The organism is Sutcliffiella horikoshii (assembly GCF_020524325.1).
Taxonomy (GTDB): Bacteria; Bacillota; Bacilli; order Bacillales; family Bacillaceae_I; genus Sutcliffiella_A; species Sutcliffiella_A horikoshii_D.
Map to the genome: position 1 here is coordinate 122,632 of NZ_JAIVKY010000006.1, position 24,202 is coordinate 146,833.

Here is a 24,202-nt window from a genome sequence, read left to right on the forward strand (position 1 = left end):
TAGATTGCTCGATGAAAAGGTGTTTTATACAAGTAAACCCCCCTCGTTATTAAAACAAGGGGGCACATTAACATTATCCAGTTATATCACGACGACGATATCCAATAAAACCTACTAATGTTAATAAAATAGCAATAAAAATAAGGATCGCAAGAGTTAGATAGCTGACCTCTTCCACTGGAATCTGCGGAATGTGTCCGTATGGCGATAAATTTGCCATCCATTCAGGTAGTTTGAGCATTCCACCAAGATAAACTACAAAAAATGAATAGCCCAGTACAAGCCAAGTGATGCCTGTTAGTTTAGGTTTTAATCCAATTGTAGCAACCCCAATTCCAGTCATGATCCACAAAGCGGGCAAATAGACTAACCCTGCTTTTAAAAATGACTGCAACGAAATAGGATCGTCCATGACTGAATCTGCTGCTACCCACAAACCGACTATAGCTAAGGTTAGCATAATAAAGCCAAAGATGAGAGACAACAGCATATAACTTCCGAGGAGCTTTAATCTTGACACGCTCTTAGAAAGAATCGGCTCCAGTTGCCCCCTCTTCTCCTCCCCTTTTAGCTTTAACAAAAACATGATAGGAGGAATTGTACAAATCATCGAAATAATCGCCATGAGCATGGTCATAAACTGTTCGGTTAACGTGTATCCTTCCACAGGCGGTAACATTTCAGCCATCATTTCATTGCTAGAAAAGAATGTTTCGAGGTCTCCCAACACGGAGCCATAAGACACACCTAAGATAAACATTCCAATTGCCCAAGCGATGATTGCAGTCCGTTGGAGCCTGAACGCCAATCCGAAAGGACTACTTAAGAATCGTGATGCATTCCTTTTACCTGGCTTTGTTGGGATGAAGCCGGAGCCAATATCACGCAGCGAATGCAAATAGAGCGCAATTATGGCAATTATTATAGAGCTACCAATTGTAAGAAAAATTGACCACCAATAGTTGTTCACATAAACCTCTGTACCCAATACCCACCCCAGTGGGGAAAACCATGACAAAGTATCATTACTTACATCCCCTACCGCACGAACTAAGTACGAAAATGCAAGGACTGTAAATGATAAACCAATTGTCCCCCTCGGATTCGAGGATAACTGTGCAAAAAGACTTGTAATACCCGTGAAAAATAGCCCTGTAGCACCTAATGCTGCACCATATAAAATAGAACCGTTCAAATCGATGCTTTCTATCCCCAAAAAGAATAAGCTAAATGCAATTAATAAAGCCAATAAAGCATTTGTTGCAGTCATTACAACTAGAGTTGCAGTAACATTAGCTAAACGACCTACAGGCAAGGAACGTATTAATTCAATTCGTCCCTCTTCCTCATCATTTCTTGTATGACGAGTAACGAGAAGGATACTCATGATTGCCACCACTATTGCTGTAAAAAGAAGCATTTGATGTGCCATCATCGGTCCTTCTGTATAGTTTTCCAATCCATAGCCCTTACCAACCATTGCCGTCATAGCAGGATTTTTCATCGTCTCAGCGATTGCTTGCCTTTCCTGGTCATTGGCATACAAACCAGAAAAAGAAGTGGCAGTTAGTAAAGTAATTAGTGTAATTGAAATAAGCCAGATCGGAATGCGAATTTTATCCCGTTTCAAAATGAAGAAAATAAGGTTACCTGTATTACTAAAACGTTGTTTCCACATCAGGCTTCTCCTCCCGCTCCCATTTTGGAAGCGCCGCCTTCATAATGACGCATAAACAAGTCCTCTAGTGTTGGAGGAGAACTCTCTAATTTTACAAGACCGAACCCGCTAACATGTTTCATGACCGCTGCGAGTTCTTCAGCATCTACTTGAAAAGATAATGCATCTTCCCTCTGTTCCACCTCATGTACTCCTTTCAAAGAGCCAATATCCAGTACAGGCTGGGTTGTTTCGATAAGAAGGTTTGTTCTTGTTAAGTGTCTCAACTCTTGTAACGTCCCTGTTTCAATGATCTTTCCTTGTCGGATGATTCCAACACGGTCACATAGCTTTTCAACTTCGGATAAGATGTGGCTTGAGAGAAGTACGCTCTTTCCGGCGAGCTTAGCCTCTAAGACGCACTCCTGAAAAACCATTTCCATTAACGGATCAAGCCCTGAAGTAGGTTCATCTAATATATATAGATCTGCATTAGAAGCAAATGCTGCAACTAATGCTACTTTTTGTCGATTTCCTTTAGAATAGGTTCTACATTTCTTAGAAGGATCCAGTTTAAATCTCTCAACTAGCTCTTCCCTCCTTCCGCTGTCGCTTCCTCCACGAAGTTTCATGAATAGATCAATGACCTCTCCTCCAGTTAGATTTGGCCATAATGTCACATCACCAGGTACATATGCTATGCGTTTATGAATCTCTACAGCGTCCTTCCAAGCATCAAGTCCAAATATCTTTGCTTCCCCCTGTGTAGCTTTTAGAATGCCTAATAATATACGAATAGTGGTGGATTTCCCCGCTCCATTTGGTCCGATAAAGCCATATACCTCGCCGCTGTTAACATTTAGATTAACCCCGTCCAACGCAGTGAATTTCCCGAAAGTTTTACATAAATGTTTTGTCTCTAATATGGTCATGAAAGACCCTCCCTTAATCTACATGATAAATCATACAGAAAAGCAAAATATGAAATATTTTAACTTACATAGTTCATAATATATATAAAGTGACCCTTTGACAAGAGTTTATGAACTATTTTATTTGTTTTATTACATAATTTTGATTAAAATAAAGATGAGGTGAAAAATGATGGACGGTTTTCAACGACGGAGAGAACAAAAGAAACAAGATATCCTAGAAGCAGCCTTGGCTCTTTTTATGGAGTATGGAGTTCAGAAAGTATCCATATCAGAAATAGCGCAAAAGGCCAATGTTTCGCAAGTAACAATCTATAATTATTTCGAAAGCAAACATAAATTAACAAGTGATGTGTTTGGTTATTACATAAATAAAACTTCTGACGACTTTGAAAAACTCATTCATAGCGATATTCCATTCCCAGAAAAGATAAAACAAATTATCTTCAATAAAAAAGAAATCTCTAAGCAGATTCATGAGGAATTTTATCACTTCATGATGAAGGAATATGCAACGGAAGGTAATATCATTGAGAAAATCTATGTAGAAAAAGCACTTCCCTATTTTGCTAAGCTGTTTGAGGAAGGGAAGGAACAAGGATATGTTGATCCAAATCTTTCCCAGGAGGCAATTCTTTTCTATGTTCAGATGCTGAAAGATTATATGCAAAAAGAGGAGGTATATCAAAAAGTACTTCCGCTAACAGAAGACATTACCAATATCTTTTTTTACGGTATTATCGGTAAAAAAGAGTAAAAACAGGCACCCTCTAGTGAGGTGCCTGTTTTTTATCATCACTTTTTGATTACCTCATCGATAATTCCGTATTCTTTTGCCTCTTCAGCAGTCATAAATTTATCTCTGTCGGTATCCCGCTCAATCTTTTTAATTGGCTGTCCAGTATAATCAGCAATCAGCTTATGAAGGTCATCCTTTAACTTCAGGATTCTACGAGCGGATATTTCAATTTCCGTCGCCTGACCTCTTGCCCCACCCAGTGGCTGGTGAATCATAATTTCACTATTTGGTAATGCCAGCCTCTTTCCCTTCGTTCCGGCCATCAACAGCATTGCTCCAAAAGATGCGGCCATCCCAATACAGATTGTTCGAACATCTGGTTTGATATAGTGCATTGTATCAAGAATGGCAAACCCAGCAGTAGTAGAGCCGCCTGGGCTGTTGATATAGATGGATATGTCTTTATCTGGGTCATCAGCAGCTAGAAACAGCAATTGCGCAACGACACTATTAGCAATCTGATCATTGATTTTCCTCATCGCTCCAAAAACTATCTATGCGCTCAATGTTAGGTGCCTCTTTTTTGTTGAGTCTTTTTCTAGAGCGGTGCAAAGCTGCTTTTACCGCTCCTTCGGTTGTGCCAAGCATGTCGGTAATTTCAGCGGATTGATAATCAAATGCCTCTGTAAGAAAGAATATCACTGCCTGTTTTGGTGTAGTATGTGTAAGTAAAGTATCTGTAATGAAGAGGGCTTTCTCCAAATGGTGATGATAGATCTCTTCATTAAGAACATCCTGAATTGTTTCCTTTTGTCGTCTTCGAACAACATCAATCCACTTGTTATAAGCAACTTTCTTGAGAAGACTTTGGCTTATAACAGCTGAATGAGAGTAATGCTTGATGATCTTTTCCATGGTTTCCTGCGCAAGGTCATTTCCATCCCATTCGTTTTTTGTGAGAAAGAGACAGTAGCGAAGCAATTTATGGTAATGGTCCTGCATGTACTCTTCCCGGGACAAATCAGTCTTAACTAACATTCTTTTCTTAGCATTTTTCACTGAGCCACACTCCTTTACTCCACTCTATTATCTAAACGTTTCATTAGGCCCTTAAGATACGGGGGACAGTAAAAATATTTTGAAGTAAGTAATATGTAAACATACTGTAAAGAAAAATACCCCCACAAACTCGATCGTTTTCTTTAATATTATATATACAATACATAACCTTAGTATCAGTATGTTCATGGGAGGTAACTATGCAGACATATGTAAAGGATTCTTTATTGGAATGGAAAGAAGAAATGTTAAAGCAGAAGAAAGAAATTGATGATGAATATGAAAAAGTGAAGTCAGATCTTCAGTTATATTCTATTAAGTTCAGTATTACGAAACAAGTGATACAGTCTACAATAAATGATGAAATCATTGACAATATTAAAGAATCGTATCACAAGCCATATGAAGAGAAGTTCAATGAACTTAAACAATACATAAAAGAGCTGGATGAAAAAAGAAAAGTGTTTCAGATGTTTGTAGATAAAATTGACAAAGTCAGTGAAACCGAAATGATGGAGAAATAGATTGAAATGGGCTGTAGGGAATTCCAGTGTAATGGGTATTCCCTACAGCCCACCTTATTTATTGTGGATGTACCATTTTACTTGGATCAACAAAGGCATCAAATTCTTCTTCTGTTAACAGTTCTAGTTTTAGTGCGGCTTCTTTTAACGTAGAACCTTCTTTATGTGCAAGCTTAGCAATGGATGCAGCTTTTTCATATCCTATATGAGGGTTTAAAGATGTTACTAACATTAAAGAGTTTTGAAGGTTTAAGGCTATTTTTTCAAAATTAGGTTCCATCCCTCTAACACATTTGTCGTTAAAGCTGTTCATGCTATCCGTCAAAAGTGTCACCGATTGAAGAAAATTGTAGATAATGACCGGCTTGAATACATTTAGTTCAAAATTCCCCTGACTTGCTGCAACTCCAATTGTTACATCGTTCCCCATCACCTGCGTTGCCACCATCGTCAATGCTTCACTTTGGGTTGGATTGACTTTACCTGGCATGATAGAACTGCCGGGTTCATTTTCAGGAATGATTATCTCTCCTATTCCGCTTCTTGGGCCACTGGCAAGCCATCTTACGTCATTGGCTATCTTCATCAAATCCGCAGCAAGTGCCTTAATTGCTCCATGTACATAAACAACCTGGTCATGACTTGTTAAGGCATGAAATTTATTAGCTGCAGAAGTAAAATTTTTCCCAGTCAGTGTTGTGATTTCTTCGGCTACCATATCCCCAAAATCGGGATGTGCATTTATTCCTGTCCCTACTGCTGTCCCCCCTATTGCCAGTTCTTTCATATGAGGTAGGCTTTCTGCAATCATCTTCTCCCCTTTTTCGAGCATATGATACCAACCGCTGATTTCTTGGCCCAGTGTCAGTGGTGTAGCATCTTGTAAGTGTGTTCTTCCTATTTTAATGACATTCTTGAATTCCTCTGACTTCTGAAGCAAGGTCTCTTTTAGTCTCGTTAGAGTTGGGAGAAGTCTTTCCTCGACTGCTAACACGCCAGCAATGTGAAGGGCAGTGGGAAACGTATCATTGGAGCTTTGTGACATGTTCACATCGTCATTTGGATGTATTCGGTCCTCTCCTCCGCTCTCAAATAAAAGTTGGTTTGCCCTGTTGGCAATCACTTCGTTTACATTCATATTGGATTGTGTCCCGCTTCCTGTTTGCCACACAACAAGTGGAAAATGTTCATCCCATTTTCCGTTTATTATCTCTTCAGCAGCGGCTGTAAATGCCTCTGCTTTTCCGGTAGAGAGCTTGCTCAATTTATGATTACTTTTTGCCGCTGCTTTTTTTAATAGTGCAAAAGCATGGATGATTTCTATTGGCATCTTCTCCTCACCAATAGCAAAATTTTCGATGCTTCTTTGCGTTTGTGCTCCCCATAGCTTATTCTTAGGAACTTTTATTTCTCCCATTGTATCTTTTTCAATTCTATATTCCATGTATGTAAACTCTCCTTTCTTCTCATTACTTACTATTTACCTTTATAGTAAAAAGAAAAACGTAGTCTTTCAGATAATTATTTCTTTAACTGCACAAAAATAACCTGTCTCTCATTTGAGAAACAGGTTAGCTAAATTAGTTTGTAACTTCTTGTTTAATTGCATCCATTCTTTTGCTTACTTCTTCTTCTGTTAATCCGTGCTCGATGATATAGCGGTTTCTTGGATCTATACGGCATTCATGGGAGCAGCTGCGCAGGTACTTGTGTTCGTTTTCCTCAGAGCTCAAAATCTTTTTATTACACTCAGGATTTGCACAGTTTACATAGCGCTCGCAAGGTTCACCAGAAAAATGATCTTTCCCGACTACTACATGTTCTTTCTGGTTAATTGGAACACTGATTCGCTCGTCGAATACGTAGCATTGTCCATCCCATAGTTCTCCTTGCACTTCAGGGTCTTTCCCGTATGTGACAATTCCTCCATCCAGCTGGGAAACATCTTCAAAACCTTCTTCAAGCAACCATCCAGAGAACTTTTCGCAACGTACTCCGCCAGTGCAATACGTTAAGATCTTTTTCCCTTCAAAGTTCTTCTTGTTTTCTTTAATCCATTGAGGTAGTTCTTTGAACGTATTGATGTCAGGTTTCACTGCACCACGGAAATGTCCAAGGTCGTACTCATAATCATTACGAGCATCGATTACTACTGTATCTTCGCTTTGTAATGCTTTCAACCATTCTTTTGGTTTTAAATGCTTCCCTGTAGTTTTGCGTGGGTCAATGTCATTTTCCAAACGTAATGTCACCAACTCTGGACGGTAACGAACCTTCATTTTAGGGAATGCATGTTCAGATACTTCGTCTACTTTATAGATGATATCTGAGAAAAGAGGATGTGAATTCATATGCTCAATATAAGCGTCTGTTTGCTCGATTGTCCCTGAAACAGTTCCGTTAATTCCTTCTTTTGCAATCAATACACGGCCTTTCAACCCTAACTCTTTACAGAATTCCATGTGCTCTTGAGTAACCTCTTCCGGATTCTCAATATCTACATATTTATAATACAATAATACTCTATAGTCTTGACTCATCATAATCACCATAACCTTTATTAAATTTATCTATTTACATAGTTGACATACTTGTTTCTTTATATAAGAAGTTACAACATATTACTATATCAAAAATGGTGGGAATGTGACAAGCTTTTATTACGATAACCTATAGCTTGCCAATTTGTTTATTTGTTTTTGGAGGAAAAGTGTTGAATAACTTTGAAATAAGGAGTATATTTTACACAAATGAAGGCGTTTTCAGTCATTTTATCGAAACGTTTCACTAAATCCAGTAAAAGGAGTTGTTCATATTTGAAAAGGTTACTTGGGTTATTTTTATCAGTCATGGTGGTTGTTGGTATGGTTCTTTATTTTACAAGTACTACAGAAAAAACTACTGTTCAACCGCAAAATGAAATGGAAAAGGAACTATTAGAAACGGCAGAAAAAACGTTTCGATTTTTTGAAGATTATACAGACACTGATACTGGGCTTACCATGGATCGTGTGGACTTTGAGCAAGATGAAACGAAAGCTGAACATACATCCCCTACTAATATTGCCATGTATATGTTAGGGATGGTATCTGGTGTGGAACTTGGATTCATATCCAAAAAGGAAGCCGAGCAAAGGGTTGAAAAAACTTTACGTACACTAAATGAAATGGAAACTTGGAACGGACTTTATTACAATTGGTACTACACGAAGGATGGAACTCCAAAAAAAGATTGGGGACAGTTTATCTCTAGTGTTGATAATGGTTGGTTGACTGCAGGGTTAATCGTTTCAGGGCAATATTTTGATGGGTTGAAAGACTTAACAGATCCTCTCGTGGAGCAAATGGAATATTCCACCCTTTATGACCCTTCTGTTGGCCATCTACATGGTGGATATGATAAGGAACAAGAAAGCCTCACCCCTCACCATTACGGAATGTTATATACGGAGCCGCGAGTGGCAAGTTACATTGCTATTGGCAAAGGAGATGTACCTGAGGAACATTGGTGGAAGTTGTACCGAACTTTTCCGCCAGAGTTTGATTGGCAATCTCAAACTCCTACAGGAATTATGAAGAATTACGACGGTGTAAATGTGTTTCAAGGTGTCTATGAATATGAAGGAATCAAATATGTACCAAGCTGGGGTGGCAGTATGTTTGAAGGGTTGATGCCAAGCCTCGTCATGAAAGAGAACGAACTCGGTGTAAATGGTTTAGGTTTAAATAATTTGCAGCATGTAAAAGGTCAAATCCGTTATGCAGAAGTGAATGAGTTGGGTGCTTGGGGCTTTTCGCCTGCAGCAATCCTAAATAATTATGGAGAGTTTGGGGCACCTGTATTAGGAGCAGAAGGTTATGAGGATAAAGCAACAGTAACACCCCATGCTAGCTTTCTTGCATTGGAGCATGCTCCTGAAGAAGTCTATGACAATCTTAAAAAGCTGCAAGACATGGGAGTCTATGGAGAAGATTATGGCTATTATGATACGGTTAATCTGGAAACAGGTGAAGTTGCCCATACTCACTTATCGTTGGACCAGGGAATGATTTTGGCTTCTATCACCAATTTCTTAAAGAAAGGTGTTATCAGGGATTATTTTCATCGAGATCCTATTGGAGAAAGACCTGAACATCTTTTGGAAGTAGAGGATTTTGATATAAGGGATTAAACATATAAAGAGCCCCAAGCTGAGCGGCTCTTTTTTTATGTTGCTATCAAGCTATTTTATTGTTCCGATATAGGATAAAGAATTCACTTCTGCAGAATCATAGGAACCTTCTAGTATTTTTCTAATATCTTCAAGCATCGTCGGGAGGTCAACATCTTCTCCTTTTTTACCGGAGAATGGTTCAGCTACAAAGAATGGTTGGGTAAGATATGCTTCTAATCTTTCCCCTCTCTTATATGTTTGGCTTTCAGTTTCAGGAAGTAGATCCATACCTCTAACTTGAACAAGTGAGCGTAATTCACGGTAGCGTCTAAGAAGTTTTTGTGAGCGTTGTTGTATAGTTAAGTGGTGTTGATCTAGGTGAGCGCCCTCTAAAACAGATGAGGTGGATTGTAAGGGATTAATGGCTGGATATTTGTGTCTTGCTGCAAGGTCTGCGTCAAATTGCCATAACGTTTCTAAAGGTCCATAAGGAAGGTCTTCGTCCACTACCTGACCACTTAAATCAAGAAGGAATGTTGTAACTGTGTTCATTCCTACCTTTTCTAGTTTGTTGTGAAGGTCCTGAATGTTCCCATTGGCTACATGGCCACGGTCGGCAGTGAAAATTATCTCTTTATTTGGTCCAAGTTCCATGATTTTTTGGTAAGCTTCTTCAATTGTATTAACTGTGAAGTCTACATGATCAAGAATGTCATCAACTTCGGGATGCTCGCCCTTAGGTGAAAGCATAATAGAAGTATATCCATCGCGTTTTAAGCGGTAATACAATTCTGCTAGAACCACAAGTTGCCCCATTCCTGGCCTTGCTACGAGTCCGTTAGTTCCACCTTTAGTCAATGGAGCCAATAAATCGATTGCTTTTATTTTTGTTTCAATCATATCGACTTTCTCCCCTCTTAATATCAATTCATCCAAGCTACACTCCGCTAAATCTGCCAGTGCGATAATGGTGCGTACCTCTGCTCTTCCAATTGGAATTTTGCCTGTGCACAGATTTGAAACGGTGGCGGGTCTTAAGCCCACAGATTTACCCGCGCTCGTTAGGTTTGGTACCTTTCTCCGCAATAAAGCTACATTCAATCTTACATTTTCCAATATTTTCACCTCCTGTTACTTTATAGAGTAATTGAAATCCTTTTCAAAAGCAACATAAAATTACGTTTAAAGGTAATTATTATTACTTTTAACATACGACATTTAGGATTGTTACTTTTCGGAGGTAAATTGTAACTATTTCTTTAGCTATTGTGTGACTTTTATAACGGTTATTGTGACATTTGGGATTTCGTAATAAAACACCACAAAAAAAGAGAGCAGCGCCTAAGCTGCCCTCTCTTCTCATCCAAAACGTCTCAAACATCCAACTCCATATCCGTCGATGCTTTACTGTTAAATACAGAGGTATCAAGGTCATTTGTCACTTTACTCGTCAGAACACCTGCGGTCATACTACCACTCACATTCACCGCCGTACGTCCCATATCAATAAGTGGTTCTACAGAAATCAGCAAACCTGCAAGTGCAATTGGTAAGTCCATTGCAGAAAGCACGAGAATGGCTGCAAAAGTTGCACCGCCTCCTACTCCAGCAACCCCAAACGAACTGATAGCTACAATGACAATCAACATAAACAAGAATGATGGATCTAACGGATTTATACCAACTGTCGGTGCAATCATCACTGCCAGCATGGCTGGATAAACACCCGCGCAACCATTTTGACCAATGGATAATCCAAAAGAACCCGCGAAATTGGCAATTCCATCTGACACACCGAATTCTTTCGTCTGTGTTTTAATGTTCAATGGTAAAGCTCCAGCACTTGTGCGCGAAGTGAAGGCAAACGATAGCACCGGAATCGCTTTACGAACATAAGTTAATGGATTCAAGCCGGCAATCGCTAAAAGAACTAAATGAATACCGAAAACAATTGCCAGTGCCACATAAGATGCTGCTACAAACTGCCCGAGTTTAGCAATGGCTCCGTAATCACTTGTGGCGGTAACCCTAGTCATTAGCGCTAACACCCCGTAAGGAGTTAGCCTGAGAATCAGTGTCACAACTCTCATAATGATGGTATAGAATGTATCTACTATTTTAGAGAAGGATTCCGCCTGTTCCGGGTTCTTTCTTCTGACCCCTAAATAGGCAATCCCAATAAAGGCTGCAAAGATTACTACGGCTATGGTAGATGTAGAACGTGCACCAGTGAAATCTAGGAACACATTGGATGGGATGAAGTCCAGCATCTGTTGCGGGAATGTTTTGGATGCAAGGTCCCCTGCACGTTGCTCCATCTGTTCCCCTCTGGCGGTCTCCGCTTCCCCTTGCTCAATTTGGATTGCTTCTAGATCGAAGACGAGTGTGGTACCGATACCAACCGCAGCTGCTATTGCGGTCGTTCCAACCAAGATACCTATAATTAGAGCGCTGATCTTACCGATATTACTCTTTAAAGTAAGTCTTGTGAAAGCGGCAATGATACTGATGAACACTAATGGCATGACAATCATCTGCAGAAATTTCACATAACCCGACCCTACAATGTTGAACCAGTCGATGGAGCCGCTCAATACTTCTGAACCTGCCCCATAAACAAACTGAAGGCCAAGCCCAAAAACAATTCCAGTTCCTAATGCGGAGAATACACGCTTAGAAAAGGAAACACCTTTCTTTTGCATCGTATAGAGCCCAAAGCAAAGTAAAAGTAATAAAATAATATTAAGTACAATAAACAAAGTATCCATACTACCTCCCCCTTCTTTCTTAATTAAATACTTTAATCCACTAAAACATCCCTGTCAAGTAGGAAATGGATATTAAAGAATAACTTTCCATGGAAAAATCATTCTCTGTTATAGTGTATTAAGCTTATTCTCATACATGCCCATCAAACAAAAAACGAGGTTGTCCTTTTTACAGGACAACCTCATAAATATTATTGTTCTTTGTCTACCATCGCTTCAAATGCTGCAGATACTTCATTGAACTCTTCATCCGTTTCGATTTCTGATAACTCGCCATCCTCTTCCACTTTTAAGAAGAAAATATCTACGTCGCCAGTCGTTTCTTTTGCTATCTCTTCCACAAATCCGACTGCCACGTATACAGAATCTGCTACGTCCATCGTACCAAGTACCTCAAGTTCTTGCTCTTGATCATTTTCATCTGTCACAATAAAAATATCTCCTACTTCTATCTTTTCCATTTTTATATCTCCCTTCTTTTACTGACTGCTCTTGTAAGTCTTTTCCTTGTACTCGTTGTTCTATACACTGCATAGAACTTACTTATCTTAACACACTGTGTTACTAGATTGGTGAATGCCTAAATAAAAACGAGCCTCCACCTCTAAAGATGGAAGCTCGTTTTTTAGTGTGTTTTTAAAGGAACAAGCCACAACTGCCGTAACTTAGTATAAGAAAGTTTTAAACCACCACTCCTGAAAGTGGGTGTTCGCAAAACCATTCCTGTCGTCCTCTATCCATGGAGGCATGACATTCCTGATTTTATATAAAACTCCCTAGTTAAGTATAAAGGTTAAAACTTTGTTATGGTTACGTACATCGTAGCTTGTTTCCCTATAGTACAGGAGAACGAGAAAAAATGCAAATGGTTTTGATTAAAGTACTGACTGGAAATGCTCTCCACAGTAAGCTAGCACAGCCTGCTCTTCTTCTTCTTCCATTTCGAAATCAAGTGCTTTATTAGTATTCTCTTCGAGGAATTGATATTGTGCAATTCTATGGCCACTCTCTTCCACAGCAAATATCACTTTTAAATAAACACCTTGTTCTGAATACAACTCATCTTCTTCGTCAATTTCCAAATCAAGAAAAAATTCATATCTGTCCCCTTCAATAATACCTGTAGGGTCTTTAAGTTTTTCCGCTTCATGTCCTTTAATGTTCATCGATTAACGCTTCCTTTCTATCTTTTGAAGTTCCTGTTAGTAAATTCTTTTTTTCTTGCCTTTTCTTTTCGCGCTTTCGCTATATTAACATTGCGTTCTTCCTCATAGTCCTCACGGTCAGGAATACTGATGCCTTTAAAAACGAGCTTTTCAAGTGGCATTTCAATACCCTTTTCAATCATTTGTAGGAAATCCACATCCCTTGGAGCATAGAGCGTGTAGGCTTCCCCTGTTCCGCTTGCACGTCCTGTTCTCCCTGTCCTGTGAATATAGGTCTCTAAATCTTGAGGAATGTCATAATTATAGACATGTGTCACACCTTCTACATCCAGCCCTCGAGCAGCTACATCTGTTGCAACGAGGTATTGAAGTTTGGCTTCCCGGAACCATTTCATTGCTCGGTTACGCTTGGATTGCGGGATATCTCCGTGTAATGCTTCACATTCTATTCCTTCATGTTTAAGAACCTCAGTCAACTTTTGCACCCTCGCCTTTGTTCTACAGAAGATGATGGCCAAGTAGGGATTATGTTCTTTAATGAGATGAATCATAGTTCCTTCTTTACGGCGGTCAGTCGTTTCCACGGCATAGTGGTTGATGGTAGCTACTGTTACTTGTTTCTCCGCTATTTGAATATGTTTTGGTTGTTTCATATATTTCTTAGCTAATGCATGAATTTCATTTGGAATCGTTGCAGAAAACAACATCGTCTGTCGGGAAGAAAATGTTTCTGCCGTAATAGTATCAATATCAGGAAGAAAACCCATTAATAGCATCTGATCGGCTTCATCAATTACTAGCATGGAGATGGTGGAAAGATCAATAGTCCCTCTTCTCACATGATCTAACAAACGCCCAGGTGTTGCCACGATAATATGCTGTGCTCCCTTTAGCTTTTTCAACTGGGAATTAACATCCTGTCCTCCATATACTGCGAGAACGTTTAAATCATCTATATTTTCCTTTAATTTCTTTATCTCTTTTGTAATTTGGTGGGCAAGCTCTCTGGTTGGTGTTAATATCAATACTTGGGTATCAGGGTTATTCACATCGACTTTTTCCAAAATAGGAAGGACAAAAGCTAATGTTTTCCCTGTTCCTGTTTGCGCCTGTGCAATTACATCATGTCCCTTTAGCACTGTAGGGATGGTTTGTTCTTGTATTGGGGTTGGGGAATTGATCCCCATGGATTTCAAGGAATGATTTACTCCTTTACGAATCCCTAAATTTAAAAAATCAGTCACTCTTATCACGTCTCTTTTCTATTTATAGCCTATAAAAAATAGCTCCAATAACTATATCATATTATAAAGTAGAGCATATACAAAAACCGATCCTTTTATCAGATCGGCCAGTAATCATTCTATCCAATTTTATTTAAACCAACCTTTTTCCTTAGATTGGGTAATGGCTTCAATTCGGTTTTTCACTTCGAGCTTATCCAGTATGGTAGAAATGTAGTTTCTAACAGTCCCTGATTTAATGCTTAATTCATCTGCTATTTCCTGCGTATTCTTCCCATCTGCTACAAGCTCCAGAACCGCTTTTTCTCTTTCAGTGAGCGGGTTTTCCTCGCCGTAAAAGTCATCCATCAATTCCGGGGCATAGACGCGTCTTCCTGACACGATGCTTCGAATGGAGTTTGCCAGCTCTTCACTTGGACTGTCTTTTAATAGGTACCCTGTAACTCCCGCTTTCAAGGCCCGTTGGAAATACCCTGTTCTTGCAAATGTGGTCAATATGATTACTTTGCACCCTAAGCCTTTTAACTCTTCGGCTGCCTCCAAGCCTGTTTTTTCTGGCATCTCAATATCCATGATACATACATCAGGCTTATATTTATGATATAAAGCGACAGCCTCTTCCCCGTTTCCGGCCATACCGACCACTTCCATATCCTCTTCCAAATCTAGTAATGAACCTAAGGCGCCTAACATCATACGTTGGTCCTCTGCTATTACTATCCTTATCATGCTTTCTCCTCCTGTTCCCTCTGATTGACCATTTTAGGCACCTTAATTCGGATTGTTGTTCCCTGTTCCCCACTAATCTCCATCAAGCCATTTACAAATTCAAGTCGTTCCTTAATACCGAGCAGTCCGCTGCCTTTTCCTATATCATCTTGCTCTGTCATACCAACCCCGTTATCTTGGATGGTCAGCCTGATTTCGTCTCCTAATTGTTCCATCCGGACCATGCATTTAGATGCTTTACTATGTTTAACTACATTGGTAACCGCTTCTTTCAAACACATACTCAAAATGTTCTCTAAGAACAATGAATTGTCCTTTAAAGGTAGATCGTGATCCAAATTTAGTTCTATCTCTGCGGCGTCCAGAATTTGTTTTATCCTTACAAATTCCTCTTTTAAACGAATTCCCCTCATTTGAGACACCATTTGTCTTACTTCATTTAACGCGGTTCTCGCTGTTTGTTGAACATCCTTTAACTCCGATTTAGCCTGATCAGGGTTCTTATTCATTACCTTCCTTGCAAGATCACTCTTTAAGCCAATCAACGAGAGTTTTTGCCCGAGTGTATCGTGAAGATCTCTTGCAATCCGTTGCCTTTCTTCTTGTATGATAAGTTCAGAAATTCTTTTGTTTGCTACATCCAACTGCTCTTCTAACTGATCTTGTTTTCGTTTATTATAAAGATTGAATGGAAGCAAAATTACAGCAATCCATATAATCACTACAAATGGGATTTGTTTTAAGAATAACTCATCCCTCATGACAACATTTATGTTGATTGCTACTGTAGTTGCAATTAGATGGATGATGTATAGCACAGTAAAGGCTATTTTATTTTTAATTTTTCCATTGTAAAAAGCAATATAGAAAGCAAAGTAAATGAAATGAAACAAGATAGTCATTGTGATGGATATCCCTATCAATAAACAGGTCCATAAGTAGACAGGCCATTTATTAGAAATAAACGCGAATCTATAAGCAATAAAAAATAGAATCGTTAAAAATATACCCACTATTATTTCAGGTGTGGATGATGATTGGAAAATAAAATAAAATGGGAGAATGCTGAATACGCTCCAGATATAAGGGGATATTCCAGAACCTTTTTGAAACATTAAATATCTCTTTTTCATACTTGAAACCTCATTTATCCTTTTACATGTCTTTTAACGTTATTATATCAAAATCAGTAGGAAAGTTCTGTAAAATAACATTTAAAACTTTTAATTCCATTTTACCCCTTTATTGAAACGTGGCATAGTCATACGTGTCATAGGCATGTAATGACAAATGTCATATATTTTCTTTAATTAGATGGATTCTTACTGAACTTTTTATTCGTTATTATATTTAAAGCTGCCATCCCATCACTCGGGCAGCCATTTAAATGATTAATTGGAAATAGAGAAAAGAACAAAAAGTAAAACGAGAAATAAGTAAACTGATAGAAGAAAATACTCGGCTCCAATACTTCTTTTAATATTAAAGTATTCAGGATGAATATGGACAAAGTGTTAAATAGTGATCCCCCTAAGTAAACCAAAATCTTATCTAGTTTAGATGCGTTTTTGCTCAATGAAATATATTCGCACCAACCATCATAAAAATATAACTTTCTTACACGGATAGAGCCAAATTTAAAAAGGACATTTCCCGTCCCTATATGAACAATGACCTTGCCGCCAAAGAGCTTAGCAAAGAAATAATGCCCCAATTCATGGATGATTGTCACAACAGGTAACACTAGAAAAAAAGAGAGGAAAAATTTCCACAAGTCATTTATTCCGAACACTGTAAACACTACCTTTCTCTTGAAGTAAAAGAATTAAATAATGCTTACATACCCTATATTTGATTTTCAAACTTGAATAGAGACAAGAAAATAAAACTAAACCAAAATACCCACTCATTACAAAAGAAGCCCACACCAAATTTTGAGTGTGGGCTTCTAAAATAGCTCTTAGTAAGAGGTTTTTAATTTTATATTTTGCAAACAACTGTTGTAAAACTCACTTGCTAACTTGTATTGATGGTTTTTAAAATAGTATTTGGCCAACATTTCCATATACTTAATGGTATATCGTTCATTCCCGGCATTTTTAAAATATGGTATTACCTTTTGTAAGATATACGGCTCTAATTCTATATTTTTATCTAATAGATAGATATGTGCAGTAAAGTGAAGAATATATTCCGATAAATCCATTCTTATGGCCAATTTCAACCCTTGTTCCGCCCATTCCTTTGAAAATTCTGTTTGGTCCAAAAAGTAATATTCTTCCACAAGGCCTAGTATGGAATAAACACTTCTTTCTTCTTCTCTTTTCCTTTTTAATGATTCTAAATAATAGAAGATCGCTTCCTCTGATTGTTTTAAATAAGATTTGATGCAACCCAGATTATGAAGTGCCATCGATTCCAGATAAGAGTCTCCAATGTTCTCCCCAATGTTTTTTGCAGATAGGTAATGTTTTTCAGCAAAGTCTTGTCGTTTGGAGTGATTATAGTTGATACCTAAAATAATATGACACTCAGCCGAGCGTTTATTGTTATAGAGACTTTGGTAGAGTGAAAGAGCTTTTTCGGCGTAAAAGATGGATTCAAATGTATCACATGTTTTAATTTTTGTTAATGAAATTTGATAATAAAGTTCTGCTTTATCATCTTCAGAAATATAAGGAAGTTTTTCAGCCAAAGATAAGGCATTATCAAGTGCTAAAGTGGATTGTAAGAAATTATTGGTTCGATAAAAATAGATTCCTAACGTTTTATGGTGTATATACTCAACCGAGGGATTTGTGCTGTTTGGTAAACTTCTTATTTGATTATATATTGGCTCATAAAGCTTTCTATCATTATTAAGGATATAGTACTTAAGTTTTACCACAAGATAAAGTAAGTTTATGCTCGGATCTGATAAGACATCACCAATATCAAACTCATCATTTAAGTATAAAAACTTTTCCCTTGCAGCTTTTTTATTCTGGAGCACTGTAAAATCATAAATCTTGTATAATAGCTCCTCTATTGGTGTTTTAAATTTCAGATTCCCATGAACTTTTAGTTTTTCTTCATGTCCATTTGATAATTCGAAGGTGCCAACAATCCCTTGATCTAGATTGTAATTTAGCGAGAATGTGTCCTTAGTAAGCCTATTGATATAATTTTTTAAATTACTCATTGTATACACCCTTTGTGTGAATTATAAGAATATTTTACCACCTTCTTCTACATATTTATACAACATTCCATCAAGTTTTACTTTTTTTTCTACTATTTTTCTATTAATGGGAAAATAAACATATTGCATCTTAACCTCACCTTCTCTTCACTCGTTGTCACAAATTAGCCGAATCTTTGCCATAAAGATGTCATATTCAAACGCTTTCCCCCTGTTTTGCTTATTGATTAAAGGGAATATACTAGTAAGAGAGTTTGCTTGAAGTTTATATTGTGAAGTATTGAGCAATCTATTGTATAATGTAAATGTAACGTAAAGAAATGCAATTTTTGTTTGAAAAAGGAGTGGAGTATGGATGTTTGGGATGTTTGAATATGATCCGGTTTTCCTAAGTCGAATTCTAACAGGTATTACATTGGCTGTTCACGTCATTTTCGCCACTGTCGGCGTGGGAGTTCCTCTTATGATAGCTTTGGCTGAGTGGATGGGAATAAAGCGAAATGATGAACATTATCGCCTGCTTGCGAGAAGATGGGCTCGCGGATTCGTTATAACCGTTGCAATTGGAGTAGTGACAGGGACTGCTATCGGTTTACAGTTGAGCTTGCTATGGCCGAATTTTATGCAAATGGCCGGCCATGTTATCAGCCTTCCATTGTTCATGGAAACCTTTGCGTTTTTCTTTGAAGCTATTTTCCTCGGTATCTATTTATATACATGGGACCGGTTTAAAAAGAAAATCTATCACTTTTTTATCCTAATTCCTGTGGCATTAGGTGCAATGGCTTCTGGCTTCTTTATTACAACAGTGAACGGATTTATGAATTCACCTAGAGGATTTGACCTTGAAAACGGCGTTTTGACCAATATCCGTCCATTAGAAGCGATGTTTAATCCCGCAACCCCTACAAAGGTTGCTCACGTCTTATCTTCTGCTTATTTAACAACTGCTTTTGTTTTAGCTGCAATAGCAGCCTTCGCGATACTTAGAGGAAAAGATCATGTTTATCATAAAAAAGCATTGCATCTTACGATGACAGCAGCTGCAATCTTTGCCATATCTACTGCTATCATTGGTGATTTCTCAGGTAAGTATCTAGCAAAATATCAACCTGAAAAACTTGCCGCAGCAGAATGGCACTTTGAGACTTCAACAGAAGCTCCTCTGATATTGGGTGGTGTACTTCAAGAGAATAATGAAGTGAAATATGCCTTGGAAATTCCTTATGCCTTAAGTATTCTGGCTCACGGTACGCCTGATGCAGAAGTGATTGGTTTGGAAGAGTTCCCTGAGGATGAGCTTCCTCCATTAATTGTCCATTACTTCTTTGATTTAATGGTGGGAATCGGTATGTTCCTGGCGTTTATATCTATTCTATATGTCTTGATTGCAAAAGTGAGAAAATGGAATGAATGGAACAAGCCTTTATTATGGGCAATAGTTGCCGGTGGACCATTATCTCTACTAGCGATTGAGATGGGTTGGTTCTTCGCAGAACTTGGCAGACAGCCATGGTTACTTGTGGGTTATATGACGGTTGAACAAGGGGCAACGACCTCTGAGCATGTTGATCTGATGATAGTCCTTTTTGTTTTACTTTACATCGTTCTTCTGACAACTTGTGCGACTGTGTTACGGAAAATGTTTAAAAATAACCCGGTGGAGAATGAACTTCACGACAGGGGCATGGAGTAAGGGGGATGACAAATGAGCTATGAGGTAATTGGGATTACTGTACTGTGGACATTTTTGTACGGTTATTTAATTGTAGCATCTATTGATTTTGGCGCTGGTTTCTTTAGTTATTATTCAACAATTACAAAGAAAAACCATCTAATCAACAAAGTGATTGTCCGTTACCTCTCCCCTGTTTGGGAGGTAACAAATGTGTTTCTCGTTTTCTTCTTCATTGGAATTGTGGGGTTCTTCCCCTCTACCGCTTATTATTATGGAACAACCCTTTTAGTACCGGGAAGTATCGCCATTGTGCTATTGGCAATTCGAGGATCCTACTACGCTTTTCATCATTATGGAGAGAAAGGAAACAACTTTTACCAAGCCTTATATGGAGCCACAGGACTCTTAATTCCTGCTTCCCTTTCTGTTGTGCTTACCATTTCAGAGGGTGGATTTATTTATAAACATGAAGACGCCGTATGGCTTGATTATGCAGCCTTATTTAGCAGTTTCTATTCCTGGGCAGTTGTCATCTTGGCGTTAGTAAGTGTTCTTTACATCTCCGCTTACTTCCTGGCATTTTACGCTAAAACAGCGCAAGACGAAAAAGCCTTTGATGTGTTAAGAAAATATGCCTTAAATTGGAGTCTTCCAACGATACTTGCCAGTGTTCTCGTCTTTTTCGCCTTAAGCGATCATAACCCTGAACACTTTGATAAAATGTTGGAACTTTCCTGGATGTTCAGTCTTTCCTTCCTCTTTTTCCTCGGAGCGGTTTATCTCATGTGGAAAAAGAAACATCTTGGAGTAGCCTTTATCTTGGTGATGCTCCAATTTGCAACGGCCTTCTTCGGTTACGGGGCATCACATATGCCATATCTGTTGTATCCGTATCTAACAATCTATGATGGATTTACAAATGAAGCGATGGCGATAGCCTTAATAACAGCGTTTATTGCAGGACTGTTTCTGTTAATCCCTTCTTTGTATCTATTGATGCGACTGTTCTTATTTGACAACAAGTACGTGCAAGGTAAAAAATAAGGAGGTATGTTCTATGGAAAACTTCTTAATTATGTATGCTTCGCCATTGATTGTGGTAACAGGTATTTTCGTTTTGTTCCTTTGGGGAGCCAAGGGGAAGGAGAAGTATAAATAAACATCAAAAACTGCTTTCCCTAAACTTGGGGAAAGCAGTTTTTTTATCTTTATGAAATCTTACTAATGATGGCTTGTAATACATCTTTGTAAAAATCCTCTCTATGGGGAACGAAATTTGTTTTATTTACCTTCCGCTTACTCGCTTCCATTTTCCCTTCCATGCTCTGAATAACCCCATCGATTAAAATTGTTTGCGACTGATTTTCAAACCATAAATCCATAAAACCATCCAAAGGAACCAGATACACTCCACTCACTTCTTCCGGCTGTAGAGTAAATTCATGAAGCAAAATCTTCCTATTTAATAAAAAGACGTGCGCATGCTCTTTATCTATAAAGTCCCTCCATTCTTTCTCATAAGGAAAAACTCCTAGATAATCTAATTCTTCTATCGCTACAGTTAAACCTATTTCTTCTTTTACTTCCCTTATCCCATCTTCTACACTTTCATTATATAACAGGTGCCCTGCCGCAGTTATATCTAAAAGTCCAGGATAGTCCTTTTTATCTTCGCTTCTAAGTTGGAAATAAAGAAAATGTTCCCCATCAATTTCTGCAATCAGCCAAAAGTGAAACGTTTCATGCCAATACCCTTTCTTATGGACCTCTTCCCTTGAAGCAGTCCCGACACATTCTCTTTCTTGGGTATAAATTCTAAACTTCTCTTGTTCCCCCATGACTACCTTCAACTCCTACCCTTGACTAACTTATTCTACAAAATTGATATTAAATACATCTCTCTTTAACAATACCTAATTTATTTGCAATATTTCAACTACATTTGAATAATGTGGGTTCGGGAAATGATTTTGATATAACAAAATCATATGTTATTGCAATATAAAAATTCTTCCTTGGAATATTATTCTCTTTTGTTATTCCAAGAAAGTGTTAATTTTTAACTAATAATTATTTCCCGCTTTATTTATAAAAAATAAAAAAGCGACCCTTTGAAGGATCGCTTTTTCTTATATTTTAACATATTGAATCAGTTGGTTTTGGATTCTTCAATCCGAAAAGTGGACGTATGAATAATGCTAACAATGTACCTAGCATGGCCATGACCATCCATACCCAACCGTGCAAACTGAAGGATGCAATTCCTCCAAAGTATGCTCCGATATTACATCCAAAAGCAAGTCTTGCTCCATACCCCATTAATAATCCACCAACAATGGAAGCTCCTGCAATCCCAGGTTTGATTTTCTTGGGTCTAAAAGTACCTTGTGCACTTGCTGCAATAAATGCTCCTAGGATAATTCCAAAGTTCATCACACTAGTGGAATCAGCGAGGACCGTCTGAGTTAAAGCTTCACCGTTTGCTCCGGTGAAATACCCCCAGCTTGAAACATCTACTCCTATTAACATTAATGCCTTCCCTCCCCAAAGGGCGAATGCAGAAGTAATGCCCCAAGGGTTACCTCGTACTGCCAATGTAAGAGCGTTTAGAAGTGCCAAAATGATAGCAGCCGCGAATAAAGGCCAAGAACCTCGCACTACTTTTTTCCAACCGGTTGTCGTCGCCAATGGTTTCATACTTGGCGGATTTTTTCGCTTAGCTATTTGGACTGTTATCCAGTAAATACCCACAAATAGTGCCATCTGTACCGCCCATCCCCCAAAGAAGCCAAGGTCAGTCGATTCCGCAATGGAAATTGGCGGTAGTGCCGGTGTATCTTCCATCCAAAACGTAAAGTGGTAAGCTCCAATGACAGATCCAACGATAAACGACATTAATGTCAGGATCATCGAGGAAGAGCCTCCACCCACTGAGTAAAGAGTACCGGATGCACAACCACTGCCGAGCTGCATCCCGATACCAAACATGAAAGCACCGACTAACACACTTACCCCTACCGGTGAAACATACCCTGTTGGTGTACTACCAGTAAAACTGAAGCCTGTACTTAGGATGATGGCAAACAAGGTAGTAGCTACTGCCAGCATTAACATGTGCGCTTGCAATCCCTGTACATTACCTACAGACATTAGGCGCCGGAATGCAGATGTAAACCCAAAACGTGCATGCAGTAGTGTAATCCCCAGCGCCAAGCCAATCATATATAAAGTCCCTTGAACCCAATCTGTTGTAGCGACAATTGTTATGAGTAGCAAGATGCTTGCTAGTACTCCAATCGTCAAGAAAGGTTTTTGGATTGGATTCAATTTAGCAACAATTGTGGTTGGTTGCTTTTCAAATCGAGCAGCAGTATAAGTTGTTTCTGCCAATTCAATCACACCTTTTCATATTGTTTTTATCGGAATTATTTATTGTTCAAATGATAACTTCTTTCCAACCGCTAGTAAACCTTTCTGCTCGTATTCTATATTTCTCTAAAAGTTTGACTTTTTCATCTATTTATCTATAATTCGATTAATCTATCGAAATATGTTCAAGTTGATTATTTAGTCGAATTGAATTAAACTAATGTGGAATTCTTTTTAGGAGGAATAAGAAAAGATGAAGCAACCAATATCTATTTTTATGATGGATGTGACAAACTCATCAAAAAATTGGAACGAAATAACGTCCTATTTAGGGGAAGTGGAAGGGTTTGTGAAAAGGTGGACGAGAGGTCTCCCGCATGCACAGGTTAAACACCGGTTAGGAGACGAAATTGTCGGGTTGTTTGATCACTACTCTACTGCATATACGGTAGCATTTTATATTAGCCAAATTTGGAAATACAAAGAACAGCCTCCCTACTTCGGAATCACATTTGGAACAGTAGATACAAGCTTACAGCAGATTGATTTAGATAAATGGAATCATCCGCTAATGCGTCAGGCAAGGATAGCCAATGAAAAAATAAAGCACTCCTCCCAACGTTCATCCATATTGTTGCTACCAGGTGAGGAATCGATGGAAAATACGTCATTAGAAATGGCCAATTTGCTATTGTCCTATCAGCATAAATTCATGAGTGACCAAACGTCCTTGCAGCAATTGATCTCCAGGCTTTACGCGATTCTAGATGAGCAAAAAGCCATAGCAAGGCTAGTTAATAAGTCTCCTTCTACTATCTCAAGCCACTATAAGAAAGGGAATTGTGAGATAATATTGAATACCTTATACACACTCCAAGAAACGATGGACAAGTTAGAAGCAAACAGCTTTGGAAACCAACCGCATAATATTACGAAAGAGTTGACCCAAACCATTAAAAATGAGCTTCATAAAAATATTGATGCGATCATTTCTATATGATT

Annotated in this window: 24 protein-coding genes and 1 other RNA gene; 7 read left to right on the plus strand and 18 right to left on the minus strand. The window is 38.4% G+C overall.

Annotated elements, in window-relative coordinates:
- Positions 1-73: 73 nt before the first annotated feature.
- On the minus strand, positions 74-1,678 hold the full coding sequence (locus LC091_RS07685) for an ABC transporter permease (RefSeq protein ID WP_226681451.1): 1,605 nt from the start codon (positions 1,676-1,678) through the stop codon (positions 74-76).
- The gene (locus LC091_RS07690) at positions 1,678-2,589 is read right to left on the minus strand and encodes an ABC transporter ATP-binding protein (protein ID WP_226681452.1); all 912 of its coding nucleotides are present in this window, start codon (positions 2,587-2,589) and stop codon (positions 1,678-1,680) included. The genes LC091_RS07685 and LC091_RS07690 overlap by 1 nt, the downstream gene beginning before the upstream one ends.
- A 172-nt stretch (positions 2,590-2,761) precedes the next feature.
- Between LC091_RS07690 and LC091_RS07695 the strand changes: the two genes are divergently transcribed.
- Positions 2,762-3,346 (plus strand): TetR/AcrR family transcriptional regulator, encoded by a 585-nt coding sequence (locus LC091_RS07695; RefSeq protein ID WP_226681688.1) that lies wholly within the window; start codon positions 2,762-2,764, stop codon positions 3,344-3,346.
- 38 nt (positions 3,347-3,384) lie between these two features.
- Here LC091_RS07695 and LC091_RS07700 read toward each other — a convergent pair whose 3' ends face one another.
- Positions 3,385-3,867, minus strand: a complete 483-nt coding sequence (locus LC091_RS07700) for an ATP-dependent Clp protease proteolytic subunit (protein ID WP_226681453.1) — start codon at positions 3,865-3,867, stop codon at positions 3,385-3,387.
- Complete coding sequence (locus LC091_RS07705) at positions 3,851-4,387, minus strand: sigma factor-like helix-turn-helix DNA-binding protein (RefSeq protein ID WP_226681454.1); 537 nt, start codon at positions 4,385-4,387, stop codon at positions 3,851-3,853. Before LC091_RS07705 ends, LC091_RS07700 begins: the two co-directional genes overlap by 17 nt.
- Positions 4,388-4,587: 200 nt before the next feature.
- Between LC091_RS07705 and LC091_RS07710 the strand changes: the two genes are divergently transcribed.
- On the plus strand, positions 4,588-4,911 hold the full coding sequence (locus tag LC091_RS07710) for a hypothetical protein (protein WP_010193599.1): 324 nt from the start codon (positions 4,588-4,590) through the stop codon (positions 4,909-4,911).
- A gap of 58 nt (positions 4,912-4,969) precedes the next feature.
- Here the strand turns inward: LC091_RS07710 and fumC are convergent, their stop codons facing one another.
- Together fumC and trhO are read right to left on the minus strand one after the other, a co-directional pair.
- Positions 4,970-6,355, minus strand: a complete 1,386-nt coding sequence (gene fumC, locus LC091_RS07715) for a class II fumarate hydratase (protein WP_226681455.1) — start codon at positions 6,353-6,355, stop codon at positions 4,970-4,972.
- 136 nt (positions 6,356-6,491) lie between these two features.
- On the minus strand, positions 6,492-7,451 hold the full coding sequence (trhO, locus tag LC091_RS07720; RefSeq protein ID WP_226681689.1) for an oxygen-dependent tRNA uridine(34) hydroxylase TrhO: 960 nt from the start codon (positions 7,449-7,451) through the stop codon (positions 6,492-6,494).
- 276 nt (positions 7,452-7,727) lie between these two features.
- On the opposite strand from trhO, the gene LC091_RS07725 reads away from it, so the two are divergent.
- Positions 7,728-9,083 carry a glucoamylase family protein gene (locus LC091_RS07725; protein WP_226681456.1) on the plus strand — a complete coding sequence of 452 codons (1,356 nt, stop codon included), beginning with the start codon at positions 7,728-7,730 and terminating at the stop codon, positions 9,081-9,083.
- Between the two features lie 51 nt (positions 9,084-9,134).
- Here the strand turns inward: LC091_RS07725 and LC091_RS07730 are convergent, their stop codons facing one another.
- From LC091_RS07730 to LC091_RS07775, 10 genes are all read right to left on the minus strand, one after another.
- Positions 9,135-10,181 carry an ATP synthase beta subunit C-terminal domain-containing protein gene (locus LC091_RS07730; protein WP_226681457.1) on the minus strand — a complete coding sequence of 349 codons (1,047 nt, stop codon included), beginning with the start codon at positions 10,179-10,181 and terminating at the stop codon, positions 9,135-9,137.
- A 257-nt stretch (positions 10,182-10,438) separates the two neighbouring features.
- Positions 10,439-11,833 (minus strand): L-cystine transporter, encoded by a 1,395-nt coding sequence (locus tag LC091_RS07735; protein ID WP_226681458.1) that lies wholly within the window; start codon positions 11,831-11,833, stop codon positions 10,439-10,441.
- A gap of 191 nt (positions 11,834-12,024) precedes the next feature.
- Positions 12,025-12,294, minus strand: a complete 270-nt coding sequence (locus LC091_RS07740; RefSeq protein WP_010193616.1) for a DUF1292 domain-containing protein — start codon at positions 12,292-12,294, stop codon at positions 12,025-12,027.
- Between the two features lie 181 nt (positions 12,295-12,475).
- Positions 12,476-12,664: non-coding RNA, 6S RNA (ssrS, locus tag LC091_RS07745), on the minus strand.
- Positions 12,665-12,708: 44 nt separating this feature from the next.
- Entirely contained in the window at positions 12,709-12,999 is a 291-nt protein-coding gene (locus tag LC091_RS07750; protein WP_226681459.1) for a DUF6509 family protein, read from the minus strand.
- 17 nt (positions 13,000-13,016) lie between these two features.
- Positions 13,017-14,243, minus strand: coding sequence for a DEAD/DEAH box helicase (locus LC091_RS07755; RefSeq protein WP_226681460.1), 1,227 nt, complete (start codon positions 14,241-14,243; stop codon positions 13,017-13,019).
- Between the two features lie 129 nt (positions 14,244-14,372).
- Positions 14,373-14,972 carry a response regulator transcription factor gene (locus LC091_RS07760; protein ID WP_226681461.1) on the minus strand — a complete coding sequence of 200 codons (600 nt, stop codon included), beginning with the start codon at positions 14,970-14,972 and terminating at the stop codon, positions 14,373-14,375.
- Positions 14,969-16,105, minus strand: coding sequence for a sensor histidine kinase (locus LC091_RS07765; RefSeq protein WP_226681462.1), 1,137 nt, complete (start codon positions 16,103-16,105; stop codon positions 14,969-14,971). The genes LC091_RS07760 and LC091_RS07765 overlap by 4 nt, the downstream gene beginning before the upstream one ends.
- Before the next feature lie 173 nt (positions 16,106-16,278).
- On the minus strand, positions 16,279-16,746 hold the full coding sequence (locus LC091_RS07770; RefSeq protein WP_264179258.1) for a site-2 protease family protein: 468 nt from the start codon (positions 16,744-16,746) through the stop codon (positions 16,279-16,281).
- 186 nt (positions 16,747-16,932) lie between these two features.
- On the minus strand, positions 16,933-18,153 hold the full coding sequence (locus tag LC091_RS07775; RefSeq protein WP_226681463.1) for a tetratricopeptide repeat protein: 1,221 nt from the start codon (positions 18,151-18,153) through the stop codon (positions 16,933-16,935).
- Positions 18,154-18,517: 364 nt separating this feature from the next.
- Between LC091_RS07775 and LC091_RS07780 the strand changes: the two genes are divergently transcribed.
- The 3 genes from LC091_RS07780 to cydS are packed head-to-tail and all read left to right on the plus strand — an operon-like array spanning position 18,518 to position 20,990.
- Complete coding sequence (locus LC091_RS07780; RefSeq protein ID WP_226681691.1) at positions 18,518-19,849, plus strand: cytochrome ubiquinol oxidase subunit I; 1,332 nt, start codon at positions 18,518-18,520, stop codon at positions 19,847-19,849.
- A 12-nt stretch (positions 19,850-19,861) separates the two neighbouring features.
- Positions 19,862-20,875 (plus strand): cytochrome d ubiquinol oxidase subunit II, encoded by a 1,014-nt coding sequence (locus LC091_RS07785; RefSeq protein ID WP_226681464.1) that lies wholly within the window; start codon positions 19,862-19,864, stop codon positions 20,873-20,875.
- Between the two features lie 13 nt (positions 20,876-20,888).
- Positions 20,889-20,990, plus strand: a complete 102-nt coding sequence (cydS, locus tag LC091_RS20555; protein ID WP_404819671.1) for a cytochrome bd oxidase small subunit CydS — start codon at positions 20,889-20,891, stop codon at positions 20,988-20,990.
- 49 nt (positions 20,991-21,039) lie between these two features.
- Here cydS and LC091_RS07790 read toward each other — a convergent pair whose 3' ends face one another.
- Both LC091_RS07790 and LC091_RS07795 read right to left on the minus strand, forming a co-directional pair.
- Positions 21,040-21,681: an NUDIX hydrolase gene (locus LC091_RS07790; protein ID WP_226681465.1), complete on the minus strand. Its 642-nt coding sequence runs from the start codon at positions 21,679-21,681 to the stop codon at positions 21,040-21,042.
- A gap of 286 nt (positions 21,682-21,967) precedes the next feature.
- Positions 21,968-23,221 (minus strand): YeeE/YedE family protein, encoded by a 1,254-nt coding sequence (locus LC091_RS07795; RefSeq protein WP_226681466.1) that lies wholly within the window; start codon positions 23,219-23,221, stop codon positions 21,968-21,970.
- Positions 23,222-23,453: 232 nt separating this feature from the next.
- Between LC091_RS07795 and LC091_RS07800 the strand changes: the two genes are divergently transcribed.
- Positions 23,454-24,200: a helix-turn-helix domain-containing protein gene (locus LC091_RS07800; RefSeq protein ID WP_226681467.1), complete on the plus strand. Its 747-nt coding sequence runs from the start codon at positions 23,454-23,456 to the stop codon at positions 24,198-24,200.
- Positions 24,201-24,202: the final 2 nt, after the last annotated feature.

What these genes read in the sequence shown, in the direction of transcription:
- LC091_RS07700 (WP_226681453.1), bottom strand. Translation starts at nt 3,867, where the DNA reads ATGAGGAAAATCAATGATCAGATTGCTAATAGTGTCGTTGCGCAATTG.
- LC091_RS07685 (WP_226681451.1), bottom strand. Translation starts at nt 1,678, where the DNA reads ATGTGGAAACAACGTTTTAGTAATACAGGTAACCTTATTTTCTTCATT.
- LC091_RS07750 (WP_226681459.1), bottom strand. Translation starts at nt 12,999, where the DNA reads ATGAACATTAAAGGACATGAAGCGGAAAAACTTAAAGACCCTACAGGT.
- LC091_RS07780 (WP_226681691.1), top strand. Translation starts at nt 18,518, where the DNA reads ATGTTTGAATATGATCCGGTTTTCCTAAGTCGAATTCTAACAGGTATT.
- trhO (WP_226681689.1), bottom strand. Translation starts at nt 7,451, where the DNA reads ATGAGTCAAGACTATAGAGTATTATTGTATTATAAATATGTAGATATT.
- LC091_RS07765 (WP_226681462.1), bottom strand. Translation starts at nt 16,105, where the DNA reads ATGAAAAAGAGATATTTAATGTTTCAAAAAGGTTCTGGAATATCCCCT.
- LC091_RS07760 (WP_226681461.1), bottom strand. Translation starts at nt 14,972, where the DNA reads ATGATAAGGATAGTAATAGCAGAGGACCAACGTATGATGTTAGGCGCC.
- cydS (WP_404819671.1), top strand. Translation starts at nt 20,889, where the DNA reads ATGGAAAACTTCTTAATTATGTATGCTTCGCCATTGATTGTGGTAACA.
- LC091_RS07690 (WP_226681452.1), bottom strand. Translation starts at nt 2,589, where the DNA reads ATGACCATATTAGAGACAAAACATTTATGTAAAACTTTCGGGAAATTC.
- LC091_RS07775 (WP_226681463.1), bottom strand. Translation starts at nt 18,153, where the DNA reads ATGAGTAATTTAAAAAATTATATCAATAGGCTTACTAAGGACACATTC.
- LC091_RS07785 (WP_226681464.1), top strand. Translation starts at nt 19,862, where the DNA reads ATGAGCTATGAGGTAATTGGGATTACTGTACTGTGGACATTTTTGTAC.
- LC091_RS07710 (WP_010193599.1), top strand. Translation starts at nt 4,588, where the DNA reads ATGCAGACATATGTAAAGGATTCTTTATTGGAATGGAAAGAAGAAATG.
- LC091_RS07735 (WP_226681458.1), bottom strand. Translation starts at nt 11,833, where the DNA reads ATGGATACTTTGTTTATTGTACTTAATATTATTTTATTACTTTTACTT.
- LC091_RS07695 (WP_226681688.1), top strand. Translation starts at nt 2,762, where the DNA reads ATGGACGGTTTTCAACGACGGAGAGAACAAAAGAAACAAGATATCCTA.
- LC091_RS07800 (WP_226681467.1), top strand. Translation starts at nt 23,454, where the DNA reads ATGAAGCAACCAATATCTATTTTTATGATGGATGTGACAAACTCATCA.
- fumC (WP_226681455.1), bottom strand. Translation starts at nt 6,355, where the DNA reads ATGGAATATAGAATTGAAAAAGATACAATGGGAGAAATAAAAGTTCCT.
- LC091_RS07740 (WP_010193616.1), bottom strand. Translation starts at nt 12,294, where the DNA reads ATGGAAAAGATAGAAGTAGGAGATATTTTTATTGTGACAGATGAAAAT.